Source organism: Streptomyces sp. NPDC005866 (genome assembly GCF_040629895.1).
Classification (GTDB): Bacteria; Actinomycetota; Actinomycetes; order Streptomycetales; family Streptomycetaceae; genus Streptomyces.
In genome coordinates this window covers 14,721-28,387 of record NZ_JBEXWP010000021.1, presented here as the reverse complement: position 1 = coordinate 28,387, position 13,667 = coordinate 14,721, and the positions used below count along the sequence as shown (strand labels likewise).

Genomic DNA, 13,667 nt, shown 5'->3' with positions numbered 1-13,667 from the left:
GCTCAGTGGGAACCGCGGGCCGGTGGGGGCCGGCCGCGCCCACGCGGCGGAGCCGCACATGGACACAGCCGGGCCCCTTTCCGGGCGCCGCGGTGACCCTCGGACGACCGCGACCTCACTCCACCGAGGTCACGGTCCCCGCCCCCACGGTCCTGCCGCCCTCGCGGATGGCGAACCCGAGCCCCGCCTCCAGCGGCACCTCCCGCCCCAGCTCCACCGTCATCTCCACCGTGTCCCCGGGCCGGGCGACCGCCACCTCGCCGAGGTCGACGTCCCCGACCACATCCGCCGTACGGATGTAGAACTGCGGGCGGTACCCCGTCGAGACAGGAGTCGTACGGCCCCCCTCGCGCCCCGACAGCACATACACCCGCGCCGAGAACCGCCGCGCCGGCACCACACTCCCCGGCGCCGCCACCACATGCCCGCGCCGCACCGCGTCCCGGGGCATCCCCCGCAACAGCAGCGCCACGTTGTCCCCGGCCTGCGCCTCCGTCATCGGCTTCCCGAAGGTCTCCAGACCGGTGACGACGGTCTCGACGTCGGCGCCGAGCACCTCGACCCGGTCGCCGACCCGCACGGTCCCCCGCTCCACGGCGCCGGTCACGACGGTCCCGCGCCCGGTGATGGTGAGCACGTTCTCCACCGGCAGCAGGAACGGCGCGTCCAGATACCGCTCGGGCATCGGCACGTACGTGTCCACCGCGTCGAGCAGCGCCTCGACGGACGCCGTCCACCGCGAGTCCCCCTCCAGGGCCTTGAGCCCGGAGACCCGTACGACCGGCACGGAGTCGCCGCCGTACCCCTGCGCGGTGAGCAGGTCACGGACCTCCAGCTCCACGAGGTCGGTGAGCTCCTCGTCACCCGCGTCGGCCTTGTTGAGCGCGACGACGATGTGGTCGACGCCCACCTGCCGGGCGAGCAGCACGTGTTCGGCGGTCTGCGGCATGATCCCGTCGAGTGCGGAGACCACGAGGATCGCCCCGTCCAGCTGCGCGGCCCCCGTGACCATGTTCTTGACGTAGTCGGCATGGCCCGGCATGTCCACATGGGCGTAATGCCGGGTGTCGGTCTCGTACTCGACGTGCGCGATGTTGATGGTGATGCCGCGGGCGGCCTCCTCCGGCGCCCGGTCGATGCGGTCGAACGGCACGAAGGTGCCGGTGCCGCGCTCGGCGAGGACCTTGGTGATGGCGGCGGTCAGGGTGGTCTTGCCGTGGTCGACGTGGCCCATCGTGCCAATGTTGAGATGCGGTTTGGTGCGGACGTATGCCGTCTTGGGCATGGCTCTACCTCGAAGCCTGAACTGCGGTGATGCGTCTCCTCAGCGCGAGACGCGGGGACCCCGGAGAACCGGCCGACCCTCCCCCTGCGGGGTCCGCCGGACGATCCGGGGAGGGTCAGCTTCGGGCGCCGTCGGCAGCGGCCAGGAGAACGGGCACGGCAGCCTTCGGCGCATCCGCGGCTGCGGATGCTGCGAGGAGGAAGGCGTACCGGAACATGACGCAGATCATTGCCGAAGCGTCGCCCCACGTCGAACGGTTTTCCGTGGCTCCGGTTTCGCCCAATGGACAGGAACCATACGGCGATCACACATCTGCTTGGGTTAGTGTCACGGAATGCTCGATGCCAACCGCTCTGGCACCGCCACGGCCTCTCCCCCGGCCGCCGCCAAGGAGCTGACCCTTGCCGTATCCAGCCCGGTGAGCTTCACCGCACGCTGCACGAGACTGCTGCTGTCGCCGTGGTCCCGGCTGTCTGTGCTCATCGCCCTGCTGGCGGCGGCCGCGGCGTCGGTGCTGCTGTTCGAGCCGCAGAAGCTGATGACACAGGGCTGGCCGCCCCAGGTCCAGGGCGCCACCGCGGTGGTGATCTTCGCCGTGGCGTACGGCCTGGTCACGGTGGCGTTCGTGCCACGGCCGATCCTGAACCTCGCGGCCGGCGCCCTGTTCGGCTCGGTGCTGGGCATGGGCGCGGCCATGGTGGGCACCGTGCTCGGGGCCTGGCTCTCCTTCGCGCTCGGCCGGATGCTCGGTCAGGACGCGCTGCGCCCGCTGCTGCGCGGCCGGTTGCTGAAGGCGGCGGACAACCAGTTCAGCAAGCACGGCTTCCGCTCGATGCTGGCGGTACGGCTGTTTCCCGGCGTCCCGTTCTGGGCCGCGAACTACGCGGCATCCGTCTCCCGCATGCGCTACGCGCCGTACCTGCTGGCGACGGCTCTGGGCTCGATCCCGAACGTCGCCGCGTACGTCGTGGCGGGCGCCCGGGCCTCGAGACCGACGTCCCCGGTGTTCCTGATCTCGGTGGCGGCGATCGTGGTCCCGGCGGTGGCGGGTGCGGTCGTGGCCTGGCGAAAGCGCCACCACCTGCGCGCGAAATAAGGCCGTACTGCGGGCGTCCCGTAGTCACGGCGCCCCGCGAGGGGCTGGGCTGTACCGAATCTGCGGCTACCGCCGCGTTGGCGCGCCCCGGCCCCAACCGCGCGCCGGCTACGACACCGCCCTCGCCCCCCGACGCGTTTCTCGGACCGCCTCCAGAATCATCGCGTTCGCCAGCCCGCCCGCCTCGCACATCGTCTGCAGTCCGAAGCGAGCGCCGCGCTGCCGCATCGCGTGCACAAGCGTCGTGGTCAGCCGGGTCCCGCTCGCCCCCAGCGGATGCCCCAGCGCGATGGCCCCACCGTGCACGTTCACCTTCGCCGGATCCGCCCCCGTCTCCTGCCGCCAGGCCAGCACCACGCTGGAGAACGCCTCGTTCACCTCGAAGAGGTCGATGTCGCCAAGGCTCAGCCCGGCCCTGCGCAGCACCTTCTCGGTCGCCGGGATCACGCCGGTGAGCATGAGCAACGGGTCGGAGCCGGTCACGGCGAACGAGTGAAGGCGGGCCAGCGGGCGCAGCCCGAGCCGCGCCGCGGTCTCACCGGACGTGATGAGCACAGCGGACGCACCGTCGTTGACCGGGCTCGCGTTGCCCGCCGTGACGTTCCACTCGATCTGCGGGAAGCGCTCGGCGAACCCGGGGTCGTAGTAGGCGGACTTGAGCCCGGCGAGGATCTCGGCGGTGGTACCGGACCGTACCGACTCGTCACGGGTCACCCCCTCCAGCCCCGCCACCTCGGCGTCGAACAGTCCGGCCTCCCACGCGGCCGCCGCCTTCTGGTGCGAGGAGACCGCGAACGCGTCCATCTCGGCCCGGCTGATCGACCACTTCGCCGCGATGAGCTCGGCGCTGATGCCCTGCGGGACCAGGCCCTCCGGGTAGCGGGCGGCGACTCCGGGACCGAAGGGGTCCTTGCCGGGCGGCACGTTGGACCACATCGGCACCCGGCTCATCGACTCGACGCCACAGGCCACGACGATGTCGTAGGCCCCGGAAATGACCCCCTGCGCCGCGAAGTGCACGGCCTGCTGGGAGGAGCCGCACTGGCGGTCCACCGTGGTCGCCGGAACCGTCTCGGGGAGGCCGGCGGACAGGACGGCGTACCGGGTGGTGTTCATGGCCTGCTCGCCGACCTGGTCGACGGTGCCGCCGATCACGTCGTCGATGAGGGCCGGGTCGACGCCGGAGCGCTCGACGAGGGTGCGCAGGGTGTGGGCGAGGAGCTCGACGGGGTGGACCTGCGCCAGGGACCCGTTCGGCTTGCCCTTCCCGACGGGCGTGCGTACGGCTTCGACGATGACTGCGTCAGGCATCACGGGGACCTCGATTGCCAGTCTCGATTACCGGTGAGTAGGAAATCCGAACTCACCATAACTCTGTAAGTTTGGAAATCCAACCCTCCCCCGACCCGGGAACCGCCCCCTCCGCCCCGACGGGGGTCGTCCCATGGTGATCGAGCACAGCTGCGGCAATGACCGGTCAGCTGCGGCGCTCGGGGCCCTACTGCCCCTGCCGGTACACGTCAAGCCGCCCGCACATCCCGAACCGGCCCTGCTCATAGGGCTGTTCGGCCTGTACGACGGCGTCGGCGAGGTGGCTGACATCGCCCCGTTCGAGGCGGTCGAGCTGCTCCCCCGTGGCCGCGGCGGCCGCCCGGGCGCCGCGCTCCCAGCGTGTGCGCCACTCGGCGAGCCGGGGCCGTACGAGGGCTGCGGCGGCCCGGTGGAAGGCGGCCAGCGGCTCCGGGCCGGTGGCCTCGCGCAGGGCACGGTAGCCCTCCAGGGCGAGGTCGCGGCGGGCGCGGGCGATCCGCTCCCGCTCGGCCTCCAGCGCGTCCGCGGGGATGGCGGTCACCGAGGCGTACGTCTCCGGGTCGGTCAGGTACCGCGGCGGCAGCGTCAGCACCGCGTCCCCGGCCTCCGGGAGGCCGCTGTTCTGCATCAGCACGGTGATGCGCAGGCCGTCCTCGTTGACGAGGCGGTGGACGGTGCCCGGCGTGAACCAGGCGACCGTGCCGGCCGTGAGAGGCGTGACCTGGTACCCGGAGGTGGTGAGCGTCTGTACCGCACCCCGGCCGCCGGTGACGACGTAACCTTCCGAACAGGCCAGGTGCAGATGGGGAGTCCCGCCGCGCACACCGTCGGCGGCGGGCCAGTCGTACACGCACAGTCGGGAGACCGCGACGCCGCCCGGCAGCCCCGCGAACGCGAACTCCCCGCCGCTCACCACGGATGCGCCTCCAGGTATTTGGCGATGTCCGCGCGTTCCCAGGCGCCGTTCGCGATGACGACCCGGTAGCGGCGCCGGAGGGTGTCGCCGGGGGCCAGTTCGAGTTCGTCATGGAAGGCCCAGGAGGGGGCGATGCCGGCGAACGGGTCGTTGCGCACGAACCAGTGCGCGGGGCGGGTGCCGCCCGTGCCCAGGTGGTCGTTCTCCGGGGCGTGTTCGAAGACGACGGTGGCGTGGCCGTCGGCGCCGTCGTGCTCGCCGCACAGGGCCAGCCAGGACGACTGGGAGCCCATGAGCTCCGGGCCTTCGCCGTCGGGGCCGATGATCCGGCCGTCCCGGAAGGCGCGCGGGCCACGCCAGAACAGGCCGGTATAGCCTGCCTGTTCGCGTCCGGCGGTGGTCGGGCTACCGAACCGGAGCGGCTCGTCACGCACGTTGGTGATCGCGCTGGACCAAGTCAGCACCCAGGCACCGGATTCGAGGTCGACGTCATGGACCTCGATGCGCCGCCGCTCCCGGGCCCACAACATCCCGTCGTGCGGATGCCAGGTCAGTCGCTCCGCGACGACCAGCCGGCCGTCCGCCGACGACACCTCGTCGAAGCCGATGTGCCGCATCGAGCCGACGCGCTCCGGGAGGACGAGGTAACCCTGCCCGTGGACATAGGAGTTGCCGCCCCACAGGTTCGCGCCGGACAGGTGCGAGGCGGTCAGGGAGAGGCCCTTGTGCCAGCGGTGGTCGTTGGGCCGGTAGTCGGTGACGACGTCCCCGGCGAGGGTGCGGATCGGGTGCAGATAGGGCTTGGGGGCCTCCCAGGGCGCCTCGGGCCGGTATACGTACGCGAAGAGCCGCACGCCGGTGACCGGCTCGGTCACGGTGATCCGGTCTCCGTGGGTGTGGGTGATCCGCAGTTCGCCGCTCATGCGGACACCTCCTCGCGCTCGACCGGCGCCCAGCCCGGGGCGCCTCCGTGCAGGGCCGTGTAATAAGGATCACCGGGACCGATCTCGCCCGCACGCACGGTCGTGTCGGTGAACGCCGACTTGTACAGCGCGGTGATCAGCTCCAGGCTGGTGCGCCCGTCGGCGCCGCTGCTGCGCGGCCGCTCCCCCGCACGCATGCTGGCGATCAGCTCACGGAGCTGGGCCAGGTGCGAGCTGGGCACGTCCGGGCCGAAGTCCTGCCAGGCCGCCGCCTCGGCTGCGGGGACGCCGGGGGCGGGGGTGATGCGCCAGTTCTCGTTGCCGTGGCCGTACAGATGGGTCAGTTCGACGGTCGCGCGCTCGCAGTCGATGCGGATACGGCTGACCTCGTCGGGACTGAGCACGCTGTTGACGACGGTCGCCATGGCGCCGCTCGCGAACCGGACCAGGGCGGTGGAGACGTCCTCGGTCTCCACCTCGTGCACCAGCCGCCCGGCCATGCCCCGCACCTCGCTCCATGGCCCGAGCAGATCGAGGAGCAGGTCCATCTGGTGGATGCCGTGGCCCATCGCCGGGCCGCCGCCCTCGGTCGCCCAGCGCCCCCGCCAGGGCACGGCGTAGTAGGCGGTGTCCCGGTACCAGGTGGTCTGGCAGTGGGCGACCAGCGGCCGGCCCAGCGCCCCCTCGGCAAGCAGTCGGCGCACATGGGTGGAGCCCGAGCCGAAGCGGTGCTGGAAGACGATCGAGGCGTACGGCCCGCCGTCGGCGCCCTCCTCGGCCTCGACCGCGTCGAAGTCGGCGAGGGTGGGGACGGGCGGCTTCTCGCACCACACCCAGGCGCCGGCCCGCAGCGCGGCCACCGTCTGGTCCCGGTGCAGGGTCGGCGGGGTGCCGACGGTGACCAGGTCGGGCCGCTGCTCGGCGAGCATCCGGTCCAGGTCCGTGTAGGCGTGCGGGATGCCGGCCTCGGCACGGAACGCCTCGACGGCGGTGGCATCGATGTCGACGGCGGCGACGACCTCGGTCTCGCCCTCCGCGGCCAGTTGGGCGAGCGCGGGCAGATGGGAACCGCGCCCGATGGCGCCGGCGCCGACGACGGCGGCCCGGATGCGCCGGCCGGTGAAGGGACCCGTGGAAAAGGGCGTGCGGGGCATGGACGTGATCAGCACTCCTCGGGGTGTGGACCGACGATGGGCGCGAACCGTCGCCCGACATGCGCCGCACACGCACCCCAAGGTGCGGGAGCAAGCGCTTTCTCCTGGGGAAACGTAAGCGGCGGTGCCTCAGCCGGTCAACACCCCCTCACGCCCGTCCGCCCGCCGAACCCCTGTGTCCGCACTGTCGTTCCCGCCCGCTACGCTGCCGTTGCACACGCATGATCACGCGCGCCCGCGCGCCCGCCAGCCACTCTCTCACCCCTGGGACGCCGTACCTTCATGTCTTGGTTCGAATCGCTGATTCTCGGACTCGTCCAGGGGCTGACCGAGTTCCTGCCCGTCTCCTCCAGCGCGCATCTGCGGCTGACCGCGGCCTTCTCCGGCTGGAAGGACCCGGGCGCGGCCTTCACGGCGATCACCCAGATCGGCACGGAGACCGCGGTGCTGATCTACTTCCGCAAGGACATCGGGCGGATCATCTCGGCCTGGTCCCGGTCGCTGTTCGACAAGGCGATGCGGCGGAACCACGACGCCCAGATGGGCTGGCTGGTGATCGTCGGCTCCATACCGATCGGCGTGCTGGGTGTGACGCTCAAGGACCAGATCGAGGGCCCGTTCCGCGATCTGCGCATCACGGCGACCATGCTCATCGTCGTAGGCGTCGTCATCGGCATCGCCGACCGGCTCGCCGCCCGCGACGAGACGGGCGGCCGGCACCGCGCGCCGAAGCAGCGCAAGACGCTGGAGAACCTGAGCGTGAAGGACGGCCTGATCTACGGCCTCTGCCAAGCCTGCGCCCTGATCCCCGGCGTCTCCCGCTCCGGCGCCACCATCAGCGGCGGCCTGTTCATGGGCTACAGGCGCGAGGCGGCGGCCCGCTACTCCTTCCTCCTGGCGATCCCGGCCGTGCTGGCCTCCGGCGCCTTCGAGGTCAAGGACTCGGTAAGCGGGGGCCATGTGGCCTGGGGGCCCACGCTGTTCGCGACGGTGATCGCGTTCGCCTCCGGATACGCGGTCATCGCGTGGTTCATGAAATGGATCTCCAACAAGAGCTTCATGCCGTTCGTCTGGTACCGCATCGCCCTCGGCATCGTGATCATCGCCCTGGTCTCGGCGGGCATGCTGAGCCCGCACGCTGCGGAGTCGGCGGGTTAGCGCCTCAGGCGGCCGGCGTGCCCTGGTGGAAGTACATCCGCCAGCCGGTCTCCGTCAGCCGCCACACGGAGCTGCGCCAGACCCGGCGTCCCTGGTTGTCCCCGAAGTACGTCAGGTGTACGACGCCCGGAGCGAGCACGGTCCCGGACATCTCGCTCACCTGGACCGGCGACGCGGGGGACACCGATCCGCCGCTCGTCACCGTGAGGATCGACACCGCGTCCCAGCGGCGGCCGGACGCTCCGATCTCGGTGAACTCCGGGTCGAGAAGCTCCAGGACGAGGTCCGGGGAAGCGCGCACCTCGGGATCGAGAAGCCGCAACTCCCCGTCGATGGCCGCCTGCACCGCGCGTGCGTCCTCGTCCGTCATGCGGGGAGGGTACGACCTCACACCTCCCGGGCGCAGCCGCGCCCCGGGATCAGCGGAGCTTGAGCAGGAGCTCCGTGAGTTCCACCGGCATGGTGATCATGCAGTCATGGCCGGTGGGCAGTCGCCACAGCTGCTCCGTCGCGGGGACCGGACGGCGGACGATGCCTTCCGCTACGTTGGCCACGCAGTGGATGTGGGTCCGGGGGATCGTGCGTACGGCCGGGTTGTCCAGCCGGACCGGCTGCTGGAAGCAGCGCACCGACTGATCGGTCAGCATCGTGCGCAGCCAGGCCAGGTCCGCCGGATCCGTAACCCCGAACAGGCCGTGCGGTGGCGGCAGTTCGGGCAGCGGCGGAACCCGCCAGCCGCTGTCGGAGGCCAGGGCACGGTCGATCAAGGTCCGGGTCACGGGCTGGACGTCGGCGGCGCTCTCTCCGTGCTCCGGGAGCATCGCGTCCAGATACACCAAGTGCTTGACACGGTCGGGGACCTGGTTGGCGATGGACGAGATGACCAGTCCCGCGTAGCTGTGTCCGACGAGTACGACCTCGCTGAGGTCCTCGTCCGTGATCAGCCTGACGACGTCGTCGACGTGTGTGTCGAGGCCGACGTCGGGGCCGAGCAGATGCGCTTTCTCGCCATGCCCGGTCAGCGACGGCGCGAACACCCGGTGTCCGGCCGCCGTCAGCAGCGGGACCACCCGCTGCCAGCACTCTCCGCTGTGCCAGGCGCCGTGCACCAGCAGATACGTCGACATGGTCTCGCTCCTCACTGTGCTCATGAAGGTCACGGATCACACTTCCGCCCCGGCTCCGGCCGGGGCAGAGCCCCGCTGATCCTGGGGGTGACAGGACCAGGCACGGGCGCGACGGCCCGTATTACGGTGGCGGGATGACCGACGAACCGAACCTGCTGGGCGCGTACGTACGTGCCCGCCGCGAGCTCGTCACGCCCGAGCAGGTCGGCATCCCCGTACTGGGGGTACGGCGGGTGCCTGGCCTGCGCCGGGAGGAGGTGGCGATGCTGGCCGGCATCAGCGCCGACTACTACCTGCGCCTGGAACAGGGCCGCGACCGCAACCCCTCCGCACAGGTCCTGGAGTCCCTCGCCCGCGTGCTGCGTCTCGACGAGGCCGCGACGGCCTATCTGCTGAGCCTCGGCGCCGGAAAGCCCCGCCGACCCCTGCGCCGCCGGCGCAGGGAGACGGTTCCGCCCGGCATCGCGCAGCTGGTCGCCGCCCTCCCGCTCCCCGCGCTCGTCGAGGGCCGCTACTTCGACGTCCTCGCCGTGAACGCCCTGGCGACCGCGCTGTCACCGCGTCTCACGGTCGGTGCCAACCGGCTGCGGGACACCTTCCTCGACCCGGCCGAGCAGGCCCTCCACCTCGACTGGGAGAACGCGGGCGCCGGCATGATCGCCGGTTTCCGCCGGTCCGTCGGGGCCGACGCGGACGACCCCCGCGTCATCGACCTCGTCGGCGAACTCTCCGTCGCGAGTCCCCACTTCGGCCGGCTCTGGGCCCGCCACGACGTGGCCGCCTGCGAGGGCGCGCCCAAGCACATCGACCATCCCCAGGTCGGCCGCCTGCGGCTGAACCGCGAGCGTCTGGGCGTCAGCGGCACGACCGGCCAGACCCTCGTCGTCTACCACCCGGACCCGGGCACCGACAGCGCCGAGAAACTGGCGCTGCTCGCCTCGGCGACGACCACCGGGGTGAGCGCGGGCGACGCCGACGGTTGAGCGAGGGAACCGCCCGCGGCGTAGGCGAGGGCACCGCCCACAGTGTGCGCGGGGGGCGATGACCATGGCGCGAGGGCGGAAACCACGCCGACGGCGCGAGCGCAGGGCCGGCCGCCCCCGGCGCGAGCGCCCGGCGATGACCTCGGTGTGGGCCCGGTTGGGCGGCTCATCTCGGCCAACCCCCAGAGCCCCCCGCTTTCAAGGGCTTTGGGGCCACCGCACCGGCTCCGGCGAGGGGGAAGTCCAGGGCAGGGGCGTACAGCCCTATCCGTGTCGCGACCACCCGCCCGGCAAATGCCAAGGGGTGGCGCCCCGCCCGCCGCATCGCCCGTGACCAACCCCATACGGTCTGCGTAGCCGCCCGGTGGCGCACGGTCAGTTCTTGCCCCTACGCTGTTCGGTATGTCCCCCGATTCCCGAACCCCTGCTTCCGTGCGGTCTGCTGCCGAGGTCAACGAGCACATCCGGGCGCTGTGGCTGCGTGCGGGCGGAACGCTGTCGGCACAGGAGCGGGCGGAGTACGAGCTGTTGGTGGTCGAGTGGGCCGAGGCGATCCGCGCGCGGATCATCGAGGCGGCCTGACCCGGCGCCCGGGTTCAGCGCCCGCCGGAGACCCGCAGCACCGCGCCCGTCGTGTAGGAGGCCTCCGGCGACAGCAGCCAGGCGACGGCGGCGGCGATCTCCTCCGGCCGGCCGGGCCGTCCCAACGGCACTGCGGCGCCGATTCGTTGGGCCCGGCCGGGCTCGCCCATCGCCGTGTGCATCTCGGTCTCGACGACTCCGGGGGCGACCGCGTTGACCCGCACCCCGTCCGGTCCGAGCTCCTTGGCGAGGCCCACGGTCAGGGCGTCGACGGCCGCCTTCGTCGCCGCGTAGTGGACGTACTCGCCGGGACTGCCGAGCGTGGCCGCCGCCGAGGAAACGTTCACGATCGCTCCACTACCCCGCTCCGCCATCAGCCGGGCCGCCCGCCGTGAACACAGCAGCGTACCCAGCAGATTGACCTCGACAACCCGCCGCAGATCGGCGCTCTCCACATCCGTCAGCCGCCCCAACGGCCCGGTGACGGCGGCGTTGTTGACCAGCCCGGTGACGGCCCCCAGTTCCCGTTCCGCCGTGTCGAACAGCCGCTCCACATCCGCTTCCACGGCCGTGTCCACCGCTACGACGGCACAGCGCGCCCCGACTTTCCGCACCCCCGCCGCGACCGCCTCGGCGGCGCCCGCGTCCCGGACGTAACCGATCACGAGATCATGCCCATCAGCCGCAAGCCGCAGACAGGTCGCGGCACCGATCCCCCGGCTCCCACCGGTGACAACCGTGACGGGACGTGTCATACGAGCCTCCTGAGACCGACGAGACGGCGATCTTACGACCGCAGATGCACGAGCACCTCGTCGGCCACCGGATACGACCGCTCCTCGGGCAACAGCACAGCCGCCCGTTCGAGTTCGCCGGCCTGCACCAGCCCATGGATCTCCGCCGCGAGCGGCGTCACGCCCGCGATACCGACGATCCACTCGTCGGCGTACCGGGCCGCCGCCTCATCCGAGAGGCCCAACTGGAGCGACCGATGAGGCAGTCAGTTCCACGAACCACGTGATCCTGCTGCCCGACCAAGCGTGATCGCTCGACCGGCGCCGCCAGGTGGCCTTCTGCTGGATCTTGGCCATCCGGACGGCCTGTTCGCTGTTGCTGTCGAAGGGCATCCGCCAGTCGAAGGCGAACGGGAGCACCTGGTGGCGTTCGGTGTCGAGGCGGGCGAGCAGGTTCGCTCCCCTGCCCCTTGCAGCGCGGTTCGCCGGGGCCCGGGTCGGGTGCAGGGTTCGTCCGGCGGTGATCTCCTCGTAGCGGGCGGTGAGGCGTTCGCGGGCGCCCTAGGACTGCCCGGTTCGCGGCGAGTTGTCTTGCTCACGCAGTGGGCCGTTGCTAAGCCTTGGGCACTCGACTCTACGGAGGACGCTGTGTATCAAGAGCCCCCTCTTCCCGGTCCTCCGCGTTCACGTGTCCGGGGATTCAGCTGCGCCGTCGCGGCCATCGCCCTCCTGACGCTCACCGCCGCGACAAGTCCCCCCGACGCGGACACCCGGACCGCGGCGGATCCGGCGGCCATGGTCCGCGAGTGGAACGCCATCGCCACCGACACGATCAAAACCAGCCTCGGCCCACGCCCCTCCGGGCAGGTAGCGATCTGGGAGGGGTTCGTTTCCGTCGCCGTGTACAACGCCGTGGTGGGGATCGAAGGCGGCTACGCCCTGTACAAATGGCGCGAGCGCGGTCCGGCCAAGGCATCCTCCGCGGCGGCCGCCGCCACCGCGGCCCACGACGTGCTGCTCACCTACTTCCCTGCCTTCAAGGAGCGGCTCGACACCGCCTACGCGGACTCGCTCGCCGCTCTTCCGGCCGGGCAGGCCAGAGACCGGGGCGCGGACTACGGAAGGCGCGCCGCCGCCCGCATCATCGAACTCCGGGAAGGGGACGGAAGGTTCACGGACGTTCCTTTCACCGCTTCCCCGGCACCGGGGGTCTGGCGGCCCACCCCGCCCGCGTTCCAGCCCTTCATCGACACCTGGCTCGCCAGGCTTCGCCCGCTCCTGCTCGCCTCCCCGCAGCAGTTCCGCCCCGGCGGACCACCCGCCATCTCCTCGGCCGCTTACGCAGAGGATGTCCAGGAGTTGAAGGCGATGGGCGGGAAGACCGGCTCGGGCAGGAGCGCGCAGCAGACCGAGACCGCCCTCTTCTTCAGCGGCAACCTGGTCGAACAGGTCCAGACAGCCGTACGAGACCACGCCGCCCGGCACAGGCTCGGCATCGCCGAGACGGCCCGACTGTTCGCCGCGGTGAACGCGTCGGCGACCGACGCCGTCGTCACCGCATGGGACACCAAGCTCCACTACGGCTCCTGGCGGCCGATCACCGCCATCCGCCTCGCCGACACCGACGGCAACCCCGCGACGACGGCAGACCCGGCCTGGGAGCCGCTGCTCCTCACCCCTCCACACCCGGACTACGTCGCCGGCCACACGACCGTCACCGCTGCCGTTACACGCGCCCTGACCGGCGTCCTCGGCACCTCGCACATCGACCTCTACGTCCCCTCCGAGGTCACCGGTACCACGCGCTTCTACGGGTCCTCCGACGACCTCAACCGGGACGTCGTCGACGCCCGTGTGTGGGGCGGCGTCCACTCCCGCACGGCGGACGCAGCCGGCTGCCGGGCCGGCACCCACGTGGCCGCCTGGGCGCTGGACCACTACTTCCAGCCGGTCGCCAAGGACGGCACCCAGCCGTCCCCGCCGACACGAACGGCTCGGCAGGACAGGCTCGCCGATCCCAGGTGCGGCGACTACACCGACTGAACCACAGGTCCGAAGAGGACCCGGCGTCGAGCCGGGCTTCCGAACCTGCCTTGAGCACTGGACCAGCGGGTAGGCCTTTCCCTTGCAGGGGTCGGCCACTTCTGACAGAGACCGAGCGGGGACTGGAGCGCGTCCTCCGCGGCAAGTGCGACTCGGGCGACCCGGAGTGGCTGCTTGGGGACTACGACTCGAACTGGTGCGGCGCGCCCGGCAGCCCAGCGGACGCAGCCACTCCAGGAAAGGGCTTTGAACGCGGCTTGATGACCCAGGTCGAGCCTCGCTCGTAGACCTTGCTGCAACTTGGCAGCAGACCAGAGTGCATCTGATCAGCTGTCAGAGCTGATCACGGAGCCCC

13 protein-coding genes and 1 pseudogene are annotated in these 13,667 nt (G+C 71.4%); 5 read left to right on the top strand and 9 right to left on the bottom strand.

All coding sequences use genetic code 11. The annotated features are described in order from the left end of the window. Positions 1-115: 115 nt before the first annotated feature. Entirely contained in the window at positions 116-1,285 is a 1,170-nt protein-coding gene (tuf, locus tag ABZ396_RS27660; RefSeq protein WP_358923837.1) for an elongation factor Tu, read from the bottom strand. Between the two features lie 334 nt (positions 1,286-1,619). Here tuf and ABZ396_RS27655 point away from each other — a divergent pair, with 334 nt between their 5' ends. Continuing rightward, complete coding sequence (locus tag ABZ396_RS27655; RefSeq protein WP_358923838.1) at positions 1,620-2,381, top strand: TVP38/TMEM64 family protein; 762 nt, start codon at positions 1,620-1,622, stop codon at positions 2,379-2,381. 108 nt (positions 2,382-2,489) lie between these two features. Here ABZ396_RS27655 and ABZ396_RS27650 read toward each other — a convergent pair whose 3' ends face one another. The 4 genes from ABZ396_RS27650 to ABZ396_RS27635 form a co-directional block, all read right to left on the bottom strand. Next, complete coding sequence (locus tag ABZ396_RS27650; protein ID WP_358923840.1) at positions 2,490-3,692, bottom strand: thiolase family protein; 1,203 nt, start codon at positions 3,690-3,692, stop codon at positions 2,490-2,492. 187 nt (positions 3,693-3,879) lie between these two features. Further along, on the bottom strand, positions 3,880-4,608 hold the full coding sequence (locus ABZ396_RS27645; RefSeq protein WP_358923842.1) for a cupin domain-containing protein: 729 nt from the start codon (positions 4,606-4,608) through the stop codon (positions 3,880-3,882). Then, on the bottom strand, positions 4,602-5,531 hold the full coding sequence (locus ABZ396_RS27640; protein WP_358923844.1) for a PmoA family protein: 930 nt from the start codon (positions 5,529-5,531) through the stop codon (positions 4,602-4,604). The genes ABZ396_RS27645 and ABZ396_RS27640 overlap by 7 nt, the downstream gene beginning before the upstream one ends. Beyond that, positions 5,528-6,685 carry a Gfo/Idh/MocA family oxidoreductase gene (locus tag ABZ396_RS27635; RefSeq protein WP_358923846.1) on the bottom strand — a complete coding sequence of 386 codons (1,158 nt, stop codon included), beginning with the start codon at positions 6,683-6,685 and terminating at the stop codon, positions 5,528-5,530. The genes ABZ396_RS27640 and ABZ396_RS27635 overlap by 4 nt, the downstream gene beginning before the upstream one ends. Before the next feature lie 282 nt (positions 6,686-6,967). Between ABZ396_RS27635 and ABZ396_RS27630 the strand changes: the two genes are divergently transcribed. Beyond that, on the top strand, positions 6,968-7,843 hold the full coding sequence (locus tag ABZ396_RS27630; protein WP_358923847.1) for an undecaprenyl-diphosphate phosphatase: 876 nt from the start codon (positions 6,968-6,970) through the stop codon (positions 7,841-7,843). A 4-nt stretch (positions 7,844-7,847) separates the two neighbouring features. On the opposite strand, the gene ABZ396_RS27625 is transcribed toward ABZ396_RS27630, so the two are convergent. Then, positions 7,848-8,213: a DUF4440 domain-containing protein gene (locus tag ABZ396_RS27625; RefSeq protein WP_358923849.1), complete on the bottom strand. Its 366-nt coding sequence runs from the start codon at positions 8,211-8,213 to the stop codon at positions 7,848-7,850. A gap of 49 nt (positions 8,214-8,262) precedes the next feature. Further along, complete coding sequence (locus tag ABZ396_RS27620; RefSeq protein ID WP_358923851.1) at positions 8,263-8,970, bottom strand: alpha/beta fold hydrolase; 708 nt, start codon at positions 8,968-8,970, stop codon at positions 8,263-8,265. 134 nt (positions 8,971-9,104) lie between these two features. Here ABZ396_RS27620 and ABZ396_RS27615 point away from each other — a divergent pair, with 134 nt between their 5' ends. Next, on the top strand, positions 9,105-9,953 hold the full coding sequence (locus tag ABZ396_RS27615; RefSeq protein WP_358923853.1) for a helix-turn-helix transcriptional regulator: 849 nt from the start codon (positions 9,105-9,107) through the stop codon (positions 9,951-9,953). A 402-nt stretch (positions 9,954-10,355) separates the two neighbouring features. Continuing rightward, a complete protein-coding gene (locus tag ABZ396_RS27610) occupies positions 10,356-10,535 on the top strand; it encodes a hypothetical protein (protein ID WP_358923855.1) in 180 nt (59 codons plus the stop codon). Between the two features lie 14 nt (positions 10,536-10,549). Here the strand turns inward: ABZ396_RS27610 and ABZ396_RS27605 are convergent, their stop codons facing one another. Beyond that, positions 10,550-11,290, bottom strand: coding sequence for an SDR family oxidoreductase (locus ABZ396_RS27605; protein WP_358923857.1), 741 nt, complete (start codon positions 11,288-11,290; stop codon positions 10,550-10,552). A 32-nt stretch (positions 11,291-11,322) separates the two neighbouring features. Then, positions 11,323-11,535: pseudogene (locus tag ABZ396_RS27600) on the bottom strand (DUF4291 family protein); the annotation flags it as partial. A gap of 382 nt (positions 11,536-11,917) precedes the next feature. Between ABZ396_RS27600 and ABZ396_RS27595 the strand changes: the two are divergent. Beyond that, positions 11,918-13,312: a vanadium-dependent haloperoxidase gene (locus tag ABZ396_RS27595; RefSeq protein ID WP_358923859.1), complete on the top strand. Its 1,395-nt coding sequence runs from the start codon at positions 11,918-11,920 to the stop codon at positions 13,310-13,312. Positions 13,313-13,667: the final 355 nt, after the last annotated feature.

Excerpts from the sequence above, each read along its gene's own strand:
- tuf (WP_358923837.1), bottom strand. The coding sequence starts at position 1,285 with ATGCCCAAGACGGCATACGTCCGCACCAAACCGCATCTCAACATTGGC.
- ABZ396_RS27655 (WP_358923838.1), top strand. The coding sequence starts at position 1,620 with ATGCTCGATGCCAACCGCTCTGGCACCGCCACGGCCTCTCCCCCGGCC.
- ABZ396_RS27650 (WP_358923840.1), bottom strand. The coding sequence starts at position 3,692 with ATGCCTGACGCAGTCATCGTCGAAGCCGTACGCACGCCCGTCGGGAAG.
- ABZ396_RS27640 (WP_358923844.1), bottom strand. The coding sequence starts at position 5,531 with ATGAGCGGCGAACTGCGGATCACCCACACCCACGGAGACCGGATCACC.
- ABZ396_RS27635 (WP_358923846.1), bottom strand. The coding sequence starts at position 6,685 with ATGCCCCGCACGCCCTTTTCCACGGGTCCCTTCACCGGCCGGCGCATC.
- ABZ396_RS27630 (WP_358923847.1), top strand. The coding sequence starts at position 6,968 with ATGTCTTGGTTCGAATCGCTGATTCTCGGACTCGTCCAGGGGCTGACC.
- ABZ396_RS27625 (WP_358923849.1), bottom strand. The coding sequence starts at position 8,213 with ATGACGGACGAGGACGCACGCGCGGTGCAGGCGGCCATCGACGGGGAG.
- ABZ396_RS27620 (WP_358923851.1), bottom strand. The coding sequence starts at position 8,970 with ATGTCGACGTATCTGCTGGTGCACGGCGCCTGGCACAGCGGAGAGTGC.
- ABZ396_RS27615 (WP_358923853.1), top strand. The coding sequence starts at position 9,105 with ATGACCGACGAACCGAACCTGCTGGGCGCGTACGTACGTGCCCGCCGC.
- ABZ396_RS27610 (WP_358923855.1), top strand. The coding sequence starts at position 10,356 with ATGTCCCCCGATTCCCGAACCCCTGCTTCCGTGCGGTCTGCTGCCGAG.
- ABZ396_RS27605 (WP_358923857.1), bottom strand. The coding sequence starts at position 11,290 with ATGACACGTCCCGTCACGGTTGTCACCGGTGGGAGCCGGGGGATCGGT.